Source organism: Nocardia sp. XZ_19_231, assembly GCF_015355705.1.
GTDB lineage: Bacteria > Actinomycetota > Actinomycetes > Mycobacteriales > Mycobacteriaceae > Nocardia > Nocardia salmonicida.
The window spans coordinates 1-13845 of record NZ_JACUZI010000013.1; the positions used below are offsets into that span (position 1 = coordinate 1).

The 13845-nt window shown below is 63.6% G+C and carries 11 protein-coding genes and 1 pseudogene; 8 read left to right on the forward strand and 4 right to left on the reverse strand.

Going from position 1 to position 13845, the window contains the following annotated elements; translation table 11 throughout:
* The 3 genes from IBJ82_RS32435 to IBJ82_RS32445 form a co-directional block, all read right to left on the reverse strand.
* Positions 1–850, reverse strand: an 850-nt coding sequence (locus IBJ82_RS32435) for a hypothetical protein (protein ID WP_194829795.1), incomplete at its 3' end; no start/stop codon positions are given.
* Between the two features lie 147 nt (positions 851–997).
* Positions 998–2293: a tyrosine recombinase XerC gene (xerC, locus tag IBJ82_RS32440; RefSeq protein WP_194829796.1), complete on the reverse strand. Its 1296-nt coding sequence runs from the start codon at positions 2291–2293 to the stop codon at positions 998–1000.
* A gap of 668 nt (positions 2294–2961) precedes the next feature.
* Positions 2962–3225: a helix-turn-helix domain-containing protein gene (locus IBJ82_RS32445; protein WP_194829797.1), complete on the reverse strand. Its 264-nt coding sequence runs from the start codon at positions 3223–3225 to the stop codon at positions 2962–2964.
* A gap of 776 nt (positions 3226–4001) precedes the next feature.
* On the opposite strand from IBJ82_RS32445, the gene IBJ82_RS32450 reads away from it, so the two are divergent.
* Both IBJ82_RS32450 and IBJ82_RS32455 read left to right on the forward strand, forming a co-directional pair.
* On the forward strand, positions 4002–5603 hold the full coding sequence (locus IBJ82_RS32450) for an MDR family MFS transporter (RefSeq protein ID WP_228538021.1): 1602 nt from the start codon (positions 4002–4004) through the stop codon (positions 5601–5603).
* A 16-nt stretch (positions 5604–5619) separates the two neighbouring features.
* The gene (locus IBJ82_RS32455; protein ID WP_194829798.1) at positions 5620–6102 is read left to right on the forward strand and encodes a MarR family winged helix-turn-helix transcriptional regulator; all 483 of its coding nucleotides are present in this window, start codon (positions 5620–5622) and stop codon (positions 6100–6102) included.
* Positions 6103–6108: 6 nt separating this feature from the next.
* On the opposite strand, the pseudogene IBJ82_RS34950 reads toward IBJ82_RS32455, so the two are convergent.
* Positions 6109–6369: pseudogene (locus IBJ82_RS34950) on the reverse strand (thiolase family protein); the annotation flags it as partial.
* 282 nt (positions 6370–6651) lie between these two features.
* On the opposite strand from IBJ82_RS34950, the gene IBJ82_RS32460 reads away from it, so the two are divergent.
* From IBJ82_RS32460 to IBJ82_RS32485, 6 genes are all read left to right on the forward strand, one after another.
* On the forward strand, positions 6652–8220 hold the full coding sequence (locus IBJ82_RS32460) for an ABC transporter substrate-binding protein (RefSeq protein WP_194829799.1): 1569 nt from the start codon (positions 6652–6654) through the stop codon (positions 8218–8220).
* Between the two features lie 227 nt (positions 8221–8447).
* Positions 8448–9440, forward strand: coding sequence for an ABC transporter ATP-binding protein (locus IBJ82_RS32465; RefSeq protein WP_370585582.1), 993 nt, complete (start codon positions 8448–8450; stop codon positions 9438–9440).
* Positions 9437–10390 (forward strand): ATP-binding cassette domain-containing protein, encoded by a 954-nt coding sequence (locus IBJ82_RS32470; protein ID WP_194829801.1) that lies wholly within the window; start codon positions 9437–9439, stop codon positions 10388–10390. The genes IBJ82_RS32465 and IBJ82_RS32470 overlap by 4 nt, the downstream gene beginning before the upstream one ends.
* Before the next feature lie 3 nt (positions 10391–10393).
* On the forward strand, positions 10394–11338 hold the full coding sequence (locus IBJ82_RS32475) for an ABC transporter permease (RefSeq protein WP_194829802.1): 945 nt from the start codon (positions 10394–10396) through the stop codon (positions 11336–11338).
* A gap of 32 nt (positions 11339–11370) precedes the next feature.
* Positions 11371–12396, forward strand: coding sequence for an ABC transporter permease (locus IBJ82_RS32480; protein WP_194829803.1), 1026 nt, complete (start codon positions 11371–11373; stop codon positions 12394–12396).
* Between the two features lie 169 nt (positions 12397–12565).
* On the forward strand, positions 12566–13636 hold the full coding sequence (locus tag IBJ82_RS32485; protein WP_194829804.1) for an IS630 family transposase: 1071 nt from the start codon (positions 12566–12568) through the stop codon (positions 13634–13636).
* Positions 13637–13845 lie beyond the last annotated feature (209 nt).

The window sequence follows — 13845 nt, forward strand, 5'->3', positions numbered from 1 at the left end:
CGATTCCTACCGGATGAAACACCGCACGAAAGCAGGTGAGCGCCCCTGATCTGAGCACCCCACCCCCGCCTGGGGGTGGGGACTTCCCGTTGGCCACCAGCGGGGACTTACGAATGGCCGTTGACACAGGGGTCCAGTCCCGGGCTGATATCGGCTCGGCAGCACCCCCTGGGTAAACGGTGGAGAGGAGGCGATGGAAGCGAGTTGCATCGAGGTAATCCGCCGGAATATACGCACCGCTGAGCGCGAGATCCCAGCGGGAATAGTTGCTGGCCACAACCTGTGTGGGATCGACACTCATCAATAGCGCGGTATGTCCGGGCGGTACGTGATGGCCCGGGCACACGGGCAGGCCGTTGCCGCAGGAAGAGTCGCAGACGAGGTCCTGCAAATTTGAGGCCGGGGGCTTGTTGCGCTCGTTGGCTACGTACGCCCACACGGGCGGACTCGGGTTTTCGGCGCAGATCAATCCACGCAGGATCATGGCATTCGACATCATTGCGTACAGCGGACGGCGGTCCGCACGGACCGTGGCCCACGTCGGGACGTGTTGTTGGGTGGTTCTCGCGATACTCCACGTCTCGACTCGCTGCACGGTCCAACAGACAAGACGACCGCTTCCGTCGGTGTGCTCGGAAATCTGGCTGTCGACAATAACAAGTTGCTTCTCGACGGCATACAGCATTTCCTGCACCATGTCGGCGGCCTGGGCTTCGAGTGGAATCTCGGCGTTGGGGAACGTGCCGGTCAAAGGAGGAAGGTCGGTGACCATCGCCGCGATGCGATCAGCGCCGAGCGGGTGCTCTTGGTTGTCGTCGGAGGGCTGTGGTTCGATGAAATCGGTTGTCACGGAATATCTCTCATCGGGTGAGTGGTTTGTCAATATCGACTGTAACGACGGAACCGAGTAGTGGACCGTGTCCAATCTGCGGCTCGGAACACTGGCGTGCGTTTCCGGCGTTCTGTGCTTCTTGGGCGCCGATCGGGCTACCACGGTCTAGGTTTCCGGGGTCTCGAGTGGTGACTGGCGCGGTTCCTGCGGACCGCCTTTGGCCCACCGCTCGAGGATCTCGCGATTGTCAGGTGCGGTGTCGGGGCGGTCGATGTAGTGGGCTTTGGCGACAGCGGTGGTGTTGCCGAGTTGACGGGCGGCGCGCTCGGGGCTTTCGGAAGCGTGGTCGACCGCGGTGGCGACGCCGCGTCGGAACGTGCGTGGGGTGACCCAGGCGAAATTCTCGCCCCGGGCTGCTCGCCATATGCGGCCGAAGTTGTTGGGATTGCGGAGTGATCCGTTGCGGGCAGGAAACAGCAGGCCCATCGGGTTCGGGCATCGGGTGATCTCGAGATCGATGATTGCTTCACCGATGGCTTCAATGGTGTGCTGGGGTAACAGGATTCGGCGCCATCCGTTCTCGGTCTTCGGTGTGGGCTTGCGTACCCATCCGCCGTTGTCGGCGCCTTTGACTTCCACGAGGGTGCCGGTGACGTCGAAATAGGGGACAGGCGTGTCGAGATTGATCTCGTCGAGCAACAGTGCGAATACTTCGTAGGGGCGGATGCCGGTTCCGGTGATGACATCGACAACCCAGACCATGGTCCAGTCCCGTTTCGGCCCGCTGATGTATGCCGGTGTTCCGGGAACTTCCTCGCCCCGAGCCCAGGCGCGGACCTGGTCACGGAATGCCGGCAAGGATTCCATGTCGGCCATCTTGCCGCGGGCGGGTTTGGCAACTCTCCTGAACGCTGCCACGCCATCGATAGGGTTGGCGTCGAGGGCGCCGTGCCGGACGGCTATTTGCATCATCGCTCGCAGGATGATTTTGTGTTGCTTGGCTTTTCGTCGGAATCCGAGTGTGGTCAGTTGTTTGATGTGGCGGTCGAGTTCGCCGGCAGTGGCTTGCCAGATCTGGAGGCGACCGATGGAGTTGTCGATCTTGATCGTCTTCGGATTCGCGAGGCGGTGTGTGGAGACTTCGATCTCGCGTCGGTAGTCCTCGACCAGACCCGCGGAGCAGGCGGTATCGGCCCGCATCTCGGCCAAGAGTTCCTGGGCGAGCATGGTGAGGGTGGTGCTTCGTGTGATCTGGCTGTTGCGCGGAACCTCGCGGAAATCGCGCATGGCCTCGGCCAGTCGGTCGCTTGCCTCTCCGGAGGTCGCGCCGAATCGTGTGATCTGGGGAGTGCCCCAGACCCCGTAGAAGCGAACCGTTGCTTTCCACGAGCCGTTGCGCTGCTTCTTGGGTTTGGACGGAGTCGCGAACGTGCCCACGGGACGTGGGCGGCGGCCTGTCATGGTCTCCTCATTCGTGTGTCGGCGGCAGCCCGGCAGCCCGGCAGCCCGATTACTCGGCGCGCGACAGCTCGCAAAGTTGGGGGAAGGGGCGCTGCAGGGCAGGCTGGTGGACGCGCAGGACTGCCTCGGATGCGCAGGGCATCGTCGGCGAGCATGTGTGATGTGTTTGCACGGAAAAGTCCGCCGCGTGCGGGTGTTTCGGTCAGCGACTATCGCGGCGCGTGAACAGTTGCCGAGCTTCCCAGTCACGCACGTCGCCGAGTCGGTATCGGCGGTAGCGGCCCATGCGGGCGAAGCGCGGTCCGGTTCCGGCGGAGGCCGCAAGTCGCGTACCGCTTCAGCGAGGCGGTTTCGTGCCTCGCCTGCGGTGGGGCCGGTGCGTTCGATGTACTGGATGCCCCAAGCGCCGTAGTAGCGGGCGGTGGTGCGCCAGGTGCTGTTACGTTGTTTGCGTGGCGGCGTGGGTCGGCCGAAGGTGCCGACCGGATGAGGGACTCGCCCGGCCATGATTACCTTCCTTGAACTCGGACACAGTGATCGGGGCAGCGCGAACCGCACGCGAAGCGCCGTCTCGGTGGACGTGCTGCGTGCGTGACAGGTCCGCGGGCCTGGTGATGATGTGGTTGTGCAACCGAGGGATGCACGGAAGTTGCCGTAACCGGCCGGGGCTATTGACTGCCGCCGCCGTCGGCGAAACGTTGTTCCTCCCAGGCGCGGACGTCACCGAGTCGGTAGCGCCGGTAGCGCCCCATCCGGGCATAGCGGGGCCCCTGGCCGGAGCCGGCCCATGCCGCGAGGGTCTTGATGGGGATTTTTAGGCGGGCGGCGAGTTCAGCGGTGCTGAGCCATGTTTCGTCGCCGGGAGCCGTGTGAGGACGAGAGTCACTCGAACCGTCGCGTCGAGCCGACGGTGAGGAATCGGAAGAAGACATGACACACCAATCTTTCGTCGGTGATCAATGGCTCTTCCGACTTCAGTATAGACGGCGAAGAGAACGACGTATGTCGGGTTGTTGTGGAACTGGGCGACGCGGCAGTTGTGTGCGGTCGGCCGCGGGTGATGAGCATCGTCGTCGGGAACTGACCCGTGACCGTCCGATACCCGCCCGCTACGTCTACACTGTGAAACGCCAACCATTAGCTTGCATCTAGCCTGTGTGCGGCCGATTACCCAATCACGAAGGCCCCGAGCTCATTACTTGCGAGCTCGGGGCCTTCGGCGTTACACGGGTGGGAGGGGCCGGAAAGAGAGATCGGCAAATCGATCCATACGCCGCGGGCCGACCGGCGGTCTAACCGCCGATAAGGGGGTCTTCCCGGCGGCCAGGCGGCGCTATCGGATGCGATGCACGGCGGGGCGATGAACCGGTCGATCGCTGTGCGCGAGTCCGAGAGGGGTGCCGGACTCGGGGGTCGATCGTTTCATCCGGGCCGGGCCGGGCCGGGCCGGGCCGGGCCGGCAGGCGGTGGCGGGAGGGGTTTCCTGCAATGACTTTGCCGCCCAGGGCTTAACGCTCGCCACCTACCGTCATGTGGGAGCAAAACTAGTTGCCTTGGGCTATAAAACTGATATAGTTGCCCTGGGCAACCACTGTCGGGGATTCGTGGCGACGCCCAATCCTGGCCAGTGGGCCGTCTGGTGCCCCGCATGAGTGCACGCCAGAGAGTGAGGTCGACCTTGTCTCAGCCCTCGCATGACGCTGATCGCATGCACAGCGTCGACGCGTCGTCGGTCGCACTGCACATGCATTCACACTCCGAGGGGGGCGGTCCGATGTCGCACCGCCAGATCATGAAAACGCTCGTCGGACTGTTGACCGGCATGTTCGTGACAATCTTGTCCTCGACGATCGTGGCGAACGCGTTGCCGACGATCATCACCGACCTGCACGCCGGCCAGACGGCCTACAGTTGGGTTATCACCTCGACCTTGCTGGCGATGGCGGTGAGCACCCCTATCTGGGGCAAGCTGTCGGATCTGGTCGATAAGAAGCTGCTGGTGCAGATCAGCCTGGTCATCTTCGTGGTGGGTTCGATCATCGCGGGCCTGGCGGCCAACGCCGGACAGTTGATCGCGGCGCGGGCGATTCAGGGGGTCGGTGCCGGAGGGATGACAGCGCTTACCCAGACCATCCTGGCAGTGATGGTCTCGCCTCGTGAACGTGGTCGCTACGGCGGATATATGAGCGGGATCTTCGCTGTCGGCACAGTTGTGGGACCGCTGGTGGGCGGTGCGATCGTGGACACCTCATGGCTGGGCTGGCGATGGTGCTTCTTCGTCGGCGTCCCGATCGCGGCAGTCGCATTGATTGTGCTCCAGAAAACGATGCATCTGCCGATGGTCAAGCGAAAGGCAAAGGTGGACTGGCTCGGTGCGGTTGTCGTGGGCGCCGCCACCTCGCTGTTGCTGATCTGGGTGTCGCTTGCCGGTAACAAGTTCGCCTGGCTGTCCTGGCAGACCGGAACAATGATCGGTGGCACAGTGGTGCTGGTCGCGCTGTTGCTGCTCGTGGAGTCGAAGGTGAGTGAGCCGATCATCCCGCTGCACTTGTTCGGTAATCGCACTATCGTGCTGGCCGTCGCCGGCTCCCTGGTCGCCGGTGTGGCTATGTACTCCGGCACCACCTTCCTCAGTCAGTACTTTCAATTGGCCAAGGGCAAGTCGCCGACCGCGGCCGGCTTGCTCACTCTGCCCATGATCTTCGGCCTGGCCATCGTCTCCATCGTGGTGGGACGGCTGATCACCAGGACCGGTCGCTGGAAACCGGTACTTGTGGTCGGTAGCGTGCTGACGGCGGTCGGTTTCATCACGTTGGGGACTGCCCGCGCCGACACGCCCTACGGTCTGCTGGCCGTCTACATGTTCTGCGTTGGCGCGGGGGTGGGCATGACTATGCAGAACCTGGTGATCGCGGTACAGAATCAAGTTCGCATCCAGGAGGTCGGCTCGGCCAGCGCGACCGTCGCATTCATGCGAACACTCGGCGGCGCGGTCGGTGTGTCCGTATTAGGTGCGGTCATGGCAACCAGGATCACTCACTACACGGACGGCGGTCTGGCCCGGCTTGGCATCCCGGAAAACGTCACCGGCTCGAGCAGTAGCTTGCCCAGTCTTTCGGAGCTACCGGCCCCGGTCCGCTCAGTGGTAGAAGACGCCTACGGACACGGCGTTGCCGATGCCTTCCTCTACAGCGTGCCACTGGCACTCCTGGCAATGATCGCTGTCCTGTTCATCCGGGAAATCCCGCTGCGGACCACAGTCGCCTCAGATCCGGCAGTTAGAAGCGACCGGGTCCCGAGTCGTCGGTAAAGTCGGCCACAACTGAATGGCAGACAATCCGTACGCTGCCCGCGATGTTGAGGAGGGTGGTAAGACGGTGAACGACACGATTGACGAGATCGACGAACAGCTCATGGGTGTGTTGCGGAGTCGCCGCAGGATCTTCCATGAATCCGCGGAACGCGTACACCCTAGTCTCCAACCCGCGGCCGTCGGTTTCCTGATCAGGCTCGACGCGGTCGGTCCCAGCCGTCCCAGTGACTTGGCTGCCTATTTCCGCATCGGTAAAGCCACTGCGGGACGCCAACTTTCAGCACTCGAGGAGCTCGGACTCGTCGACCGGCGACCCGACCCCGAGGATGGTCGCGCACAGCTGCTGGCCTTGACTGAGCTCGGCAAACGGCGTTTGGACGAGACTCGCACCACCCGCCGTACAGCGTTGCGGGAACGACTTTCAAGCTGGCCCGAGTCAGATCTCGCATCGCTCGCCGAACTCCTCCGCCGCCTCAACGTCGAATTCGCAGAATGAGGCGGCTCAGGCGCCTGCGGCCGGGATAGTAACCGCTGCGATAGTGGGCCGGCCCGCCATCGTTGTGCGCCAAGCCAATTCGTGGGTGCCGATCTGGTTTTCGACAGTGCCGCGTAACTGTTCGAACAGCTCCACACGCTGGGCAACTCCGGTGGCGCCCGGCGGGTGTCCTTTGGACTTCAAGCCTCCGCTCGGATTCACCGGCAATGCGCCGCCAACGTTGGTAGCGCCTGCCTCGAGGAGCTTATGCGCCTCGAAGCGGGCTGCCGACGAGCGTCACTCAACCCGGGAAAGCAGCGATCCGTCCTCGGGTGGTCTCGAGCACGCCGCTTGGGGGCGTGCATGTCGTGCCTCAGCGCCCGCCGCCCACTCAGAACGACCGGGCCGTGTCGGCGGCGCCGGGGTACAGCTTCAAGATAAATCTTCAAGATAAATAAGGATGCTAAATAGCGGTACAGTCGATCGATTACTCGGACAACGGCGACTATCTGCCGTAGTCTTGCCGAGAAGAACATCCTATATAGATGTCCAACCAATAGGAGACCCTCGATGCCGAGGAAGCAACGACGATGGCCGTCGACGCTGGTTGTTTGCGCACTGTCAATGGTTCTGGCCGCCTGCGGGGGCGGATCTTCGACGTCCGATGGCGCGCCGAAGACGGTTGATCCGAACGGGACGCTGCGATTCGCGTTCACCGTTGCTGCAGTGCCCCTTGACCCCCACACAGCTGTTTCGAGCGTGGCGCAGGCCCCGTTCATCTTCCCTGTGTACGACCGGCTGACCGAACTCGCTGTCGGTCGGGACCTGCGTCCGATGCTGGCGACGAAGTGGAGCTTCAGCGAGGACAGCAAGCGGGTCACGTTCACGTTGCGGGAGGGTGTGAAGTTCCACGATGGCTCGCCTGTGGACGCGGCCGCGGTCAAGGGGAGTCTGGATCGTGCGCTGACGCTGCCGAAGTCGACGGTGAAAGGGCAGCTGTCGATGGTGCAGAGCGTGGACGTGGTAGATCCGCTCACGGTGGTTGTCACCGCGAACCGCCCGGCATCGGATCTTCCCTACATTCTGTCGAGCGGTGTGGGGTCGATTATCAGTCCGGCCGGGATCAACCGCCCGGACCTGGACCGGAACCCGGCTGGGTCCGGCGCGTATCGGGTGGCGGACCTGAAGTTGGGGGATCGGGTGAGTTACGAGCGGGCTCCAGGCTATTGGGACCCGCGGGCGCAGCAGGTGGCCAAGATCGAGATCATCGGGATCACTGACGACAACGCGCGGTTGTCGGCGCTGCGGTCGGGTCAGGTGGATGCAATGCTGTCGAAGATCGGCCAGCATGATCAGGCGGCGCGGCTCGGGAAAGGGTTCGGGCTGTACTCCTACCCGGCGGCCTCGACGTATGCGGTCTACCTGAACGCCGGTCGGCCCAATATCGATAATACCAAGGTGCGCCAGGCGTTGAATTACGCGATCGACCGTGAGGGGATCAACGCCGCGATCCTCGACGGGCAGTGCGCGCCACAGATGCAGCCGCTCACCCCAGTCTTCACCGAGGGGTACCTCGACAACCCGCCGGTTCGCTATACCCACGACCTTGACCGGGCTCGGCAGTTGCTCGCGGAAGCCGGCCTGCCGAACGGTTTCGATATGACGATGCTCATCGGTACGAATCTCTCGCCGCAGGACAAGATGGCGTCTGCTCTGCAGGCTCAGCTGGCGAAGATCGATGTCCGGCTGCGCATCGAAACCTACGATCCGGTGCAGGTCAATGGCCTGTGGCGCGACGGTAACTTCGACTCCTACCTACAGTCGCGGGTCGCCTCCGCAACCGAGGCGCTCACACTCAGCGACAATTATCTGCTGCGTAGCCGTACACCCGGTCCGATCCCATCCGGCGTTGCCGAAGCGGTGCAGCGGGCTTTCGACGCGAATCTCCCGGCACCAGAGCGCAAACAGATTCTGAGTCAGGCAACGGAGTCGTTGGTCAGTGCCGCTCAGGACGTATTCGTCTGTGGCATCCCGGTGCAGTTCGCGTACTCCGACCGTGTCATCGGTATCGATGGCATGGGGCAGTCCGATCTGCATGGGATCTTCGACCTGCGCTATGTGGGCATCGCGGCGAAATAGCCGATGTCGCTCTACGTATCGGTTACTCATCCTCGATTCGAGTGTCAGATGGTTTCGCATGACTCACAGCCGCGGATGGGTCTTCACCAAGGCTGCACGGACAGCTCAACGGCGCGCGGAGGTCGCACACCATGGTTTCCTCGATGAATGCTCCACTCCCTGCCACCGAGGCAGAGTCGCGGGACGACAGGTCGGCACCGGACGTCGCAGACAGCTCACCAGAGTCTGTGAACGTTCTCGAGATCGAGAACCTCGTGGTCGAGTTCCGGACCGAACGTGGCTGGGTCCGGGTCGTCGACGGCGTCGACCTGCACGTCGAGCGCGGTGAGACGTTGGGACTCGTCGGTGAGTCCGGATCGGGCAAGACCGTCACCTCGCTCGCGACGATGGGCCTGCTGCCGAGAGGGGAGCACCGCATCCCCCAGGGTTCCATCCGGCTCGGCGGTGAGGAGCTGGTCGGGCTACCTGAGCGTCGACTGGCAGATCTGCGCGGTGACCGCGTGGCGATGATTTTCCAGGAGCCACGCCGCAGTCTTGATCCGGCATTCACCGTCGGTGATCAGATCGCCGAGGTCCTGCGTCGGCACCGGGGAATGGCGCGTAAGGCCGCGCTGGCTGAGGCGACGGCGATGCTCGATGTCGTCGGTATCGCCGATGCCGCGCGGCGGGTTGCCGACTATCCACACCAGTTCAGCGGCGGCATGTGTCAGCGGGTGATGTTGGCGATCGCGCTCGCCTGCAGACCAGCTCTGCTCATCGCGGACGAACCCACGACTGCCCTCGACGTAACGGTGCAGGCCGAGATGCTGCGCCTCATGAACGAGCTCCAAGACGAGTTCGGAGTCTCGATTCTGTTTATCACTCATGACCTCGGGGTTGTCGCGGAGATGTGCGATCGGGTCAGCGTCATGTATGCCGGCCAGGTGGTGGAATCGCGTCCGATGGAGGACCTCTTCGCCCGGCCACGGCATCCGTACAGCGAAGGGCTCCTCGCGGCCGTCCCGGACCATGCGACGCCGGGCGGACGACTCAGATCCATTCCAGGGGCGGTACCGGCGCCGTGGGCGCAGCCTGCGGGGTGCCGTTTCCACTTGCGCTGTGAATACGCCGAAGCAGGGCGTTGTGATGAGGGGCAGAACCCGATGCGAAAAGATACTGACGGCACCACGACCCGCTGTGTGCGGCTCGGCGAGCTCGACTTGACCGGAGCGGTCCGATGAGCGTGGGCATCGGACCCGAACGGGCCGATGGTGCGGATGGCGATACACAACCCGCAGATAGTGGGCCGCTGGTGGAGGTCGAAGGCCTCGGCAAGCGGTTTCCCTCCAGGCGCAACGTGTTCGGCAAGGTTGTCGAGCACAACTACGCCGTGCGCGGCGTCGGGTTTGCGATCGAGCGGGGGGAGACCCTCGGGATCGTCGGCGAAACCGGTGCAGGGAAGTCCACCGTAGGTCGTATGGTGCTTCGGCTCGTCGAGCCCGACACCGGCTCGGTGCGTCTGTTCGGCCAGGATGTGCTGTCTCTCCAGGGGCGTGAGCTCCGGGCTGTTCGGCAGCGCGCGCAGATGATCTTCCAGGACCCGTTCTCCTCGCTGGATCCACGGATGCTGATCCGTGACCAGGTCGGAGAACCCTTTACCGTCCACCATGGCCTACGCGGAAAGGAGCGCGATGAACTCGTGGTCGGCCTGCTCGAACGAGTCGGGATGCGGTCCGACCATCTGGACCGCTATCCCCGTGAGTTCTCCGGCGGGCAGCTCCAGCGTATTGCCATCGCCAGGGCGCTCGCGACGGATCCTGAAGTCATCGTCTGCGACGAGCCGGTCGCAGCCCTCGATGTCTCCATCCAGGCCCAGGTCCTGAACCTGTTGCTGGATTTGCAGGCCGAGCGTGGCATCGGGTTCCTCTTCATCTCGCACGATCTCTCACTGGTGCGGTTCCTCGCGCAGCGGACGGCGGTGATGCAGCGCGGTGAGATCGTGGAGATCGGGCCGACCGAGAAGCTCTTCACCGATCCGGAGCACGAGTACACGCGACAACTCGTGTCCGCCATCCCCAGCGCGAAGCCGCGCAGATCCCGTCGCGCGGTACGAACGACGCAACAATCGATGGCGGCCGTGATTCCCGTTGATGGCAGCCCGGAATCCGTCTCCGTCGAAGCGAGGTGGTGACCGATGCTGCGGATCATGCTACGGCGGACGCTGTCCGCCATCCCTTTGCTGCTCGCTCTGAGCCTGTTCGTCTTCGTTCTGCTGGACCTGATGGAGGGCAATGCGGCACGTGCCGCGGCCGGTGAGAACGCGACGGCGGAGGATGTCGCCGCCGCGAGTGCGCGTCTTGGCCTCGATAAGCCCTTGTTGGTGCGCTATGCGCTCTGGCTCGGCAACGCGATCCAAGGGGACCTCGGCCAGTCGCTGTTGTCCAGCCAGTCGGTCTCGAGCCTGATCATGGAGCGGGTCCCGGTAACTTTGTCACTCGCACTCGTCACCATGATCATCGCGATTCTGGTCGGGATCCCGCTCGGTGTCGTCGCCGCATTGCGGCCGAATCGTCCGCTCGATCGCGTTGTCACGGGGATCGCTTCGATTCTGATGGCGATGCCACCGTTCGTCGTCGGTCTGGTGCTCGTGTTGGTGTTCGCGATCAGCACGACCCTCTTTCCGGCCACTGGGTACAGCGCGCTCGGGGAGAGTGGATTCGGGGAGTGGCTGAACCATCTCATCCTTCCTGCGATCGCGCTCGCTGTGATCTCGGGAGCCGAGCTCGCGCGGCAGACCCGGGCTGCGATGGTCGACACTCTCGGGATGGACTTCGTGCGCACGGCCCGCGCGAAGGGGCTGCGGAGCCCGATGATCATCGGCAAGCATGGTCTGAAGAACGCCGGCGTGCCGATCGTCACGGTCCTCGGGTTGCAGGCCGGCCGGGTGCTGGGCGGGGCGGTCACCGTCGAGTTCGTGTTTGCGCTACCGGGTTTCGGCAGCCTCGCCGTCTCCTCCGTCAACCAGCGGGACATCCCGGTGATCCTCGGGATCGTGATGGTCAGCGCCGTCGGTGTCCTGATCGTCAACCTCGTCGTCGATATTTCGTACGGCTATTTCAACCCGAGGCTCCGTTCATGAGCTCTGGTGCAGATGGTGACAGAGGAGTTGCGATGACCACCCACTCGCCCAAGAAACCCGCCGATGGTGCGGGGGATGTGGCCGTTCCCGCATCTGGCCTTACGGACCGGCAGTCCGGTGACGGCCGCCCGAACCAGCCACCAACGGCGCGCCGTCCACGAGGCGATGGTCGCGCGATTCGTCAGCTCCGCCGTAACCGGTCGGCGATGGCGGCTCTCGGTTTCCTCGTCCTCGCTGCGCTGGCTGCGCTGGCGGCTCCGTTGCTCGCGCCGTTCGATCCTGCTGCGCAGGACCTGATCAACCAGCTTCAGGGGCCGAGCTTCGAGCACTGGCTCGGCACCGACAACTTCGGTCGTGATGTCTTGTCGCGGTTGCTCTTCGGCGCGCGAGTAACGCTGGTCGCAGTCGTGCAGGCGTTGATTATCGCGGCTGTCGCCGGTATCCCTCTCGGACTGCTCGCCGGCTATCTCGGCGGACCGGTCGACGCGATCATGAGCCGTATTTCGGATGCCCTGCTCAGTCTGCCGCCATTGATCCTCGCCCTCGCCATTGTGGGGATCCTCGGCCCCGGCCTGACCAACGTCATGCTCGCGATCGGGATCGTGCTCGCCCCACCCCTGTTCCGTCTGTCGCGTGGTGCAGCCCAGTCGGTCGCCAGCGAGACCTATATCGAGGCCTGCCGGGCAATCGGCTGCTCGCCATGGCGCATCCTGTGGCGGCATGTCCTGCCCAACGTGAGCTCGCCGCTGCTGGTCCAGCTGACATTCTCGGCCGGGGTGATCATCATTGCCGAGGCGAGCCTGAGCTTCCTCGGACTGGGTGTCCGTCCACCGGACGCCAGCTGGGGCACGATGTTGCGGGACGCGTTCGACGTCATCTACGAGTCTCCGTACTTCCTTGTGTCGCCTGCCCTCATGGTTGTGTCGACGATCCTGTCCTTCGCGGTGTTCGGCGACGGTCTGCGGGATGCACTGGAGGGCCGTGGCGTCTCGGCCCCGCGTGAGAAGCGGGGTATTCGCGGCATTCTGCGTGCGGCTACCTCTCGGGGTCAGCGTTAGCTGTTGCGCTGACCGGCCATTAAGAGGCAGTATTCGCTGTGTCGATCGTTAGCCACAGCTAGTGCCTCGTCCAGGAAAGTTGCCTCGGTAACGGGTGTCGAGTTGATCGCGCGCCCGCGACCGGAGATGCTCCCCGGTGGAGGTGATGCCGGTGGCCAGGAAACCGGAAGTGTTTGTGCGAGAAGTGAGCCCGGACGAGGGCCGCCGGTTGCAGAAGATCACGAAGACGAGCAGGCAACCGATCAGGATGCGGCGTGCGATCGTGGTGATGGCCTCGGCTCAACGTCAGCCGGTTCCCGCGATCGCGAGGTTGATGCAGGTCAGCGAAGCCTATGTGCGGCAAGTGATCCACGACTTCAACGAACGGGGGTTCGAGGCACTGGACCCAAAATGGAGCGCGGGCAGACCGAAGAAGATTGATCGGGCGACGCGTGAACGCATCGCCTGTATCGCCCGGTGCTGCCCGCGAGACCTCGGTTGGCCGTTCTCGGTCTGGAGCCTGTCGAAACTACGAGAAGTTTTGGCTACCAACGAGATCGCTGCTATCAGCCGTGAGACTCTGCGCAAGATCTTGAAGGCCGAGGGTGTGTCGTGGCAAGCAGTCAAGACCTGGAAAGCCGGCACCGATCCGGAGTTCGCCGCCAAGATGAACCGCATCCTCGATCTCTACGACCATCGGCCCGTGGATGGGCGGGTGGTCTGTGTCGATGAGTTCGGGCCGTTGAACCTGCAACCCCGCGCTGGTCGCGGATGGTTTCCCCAGCGCAAGCCGAGACGGTTGCGGGCGACATACAACCGTACTCAGGGTGTTCGGCACCTGCTCGGCGCCCTGGATCTGGTGACCGGGAAGATCCATTACCGGATCCGGGATCGTAAGCGGTGGCAGGAGTTTCTCGGGTTGTTGGAGTCGCTGCGAGCCCGCTGGCCCGGCGAGAGGCTCTACGTCATCGCCGACAACTTCTCCCCGCACAAGCGGGCCGAGGTCCGGGACTGGGCCGCCGAGCATGACGTGGAACTGGTGTTCTTGCCGACGTATTCGTCATGGTTGAACTGGATCGAGTCCGAGTTCGCGGCGCTGCGCTACTTCGCGTTGAACGGCACCGATCACCGCAGTCACGGCGAGCAGGACGCCGCGATCGGTGCCTATATCCGCTGGCATAACCAGCACGCCCAGCCCAAACGAGATTTCGCTGTCAACTCCAAGATCCGGCGACCGGATTACCTACCGAAGGTTGCTTGACGAGGCACTAGGTGGCCATTTCGGTGCGAGTGGGTGCCGTCCTTCGCCATGTTTCGGAATGCGAGCTCGATGGTTGCCGGAGCATTGGGGCGGTACCGGTATACGTGCCGAAGCTTGTGGTGATGCCGCAGCGGACTACCCGGACTCGCCGAGAACATTGGGGCCATTTGAGCCGTCACCATGGTTGGGTCCGCGATTTACTGTGGCAT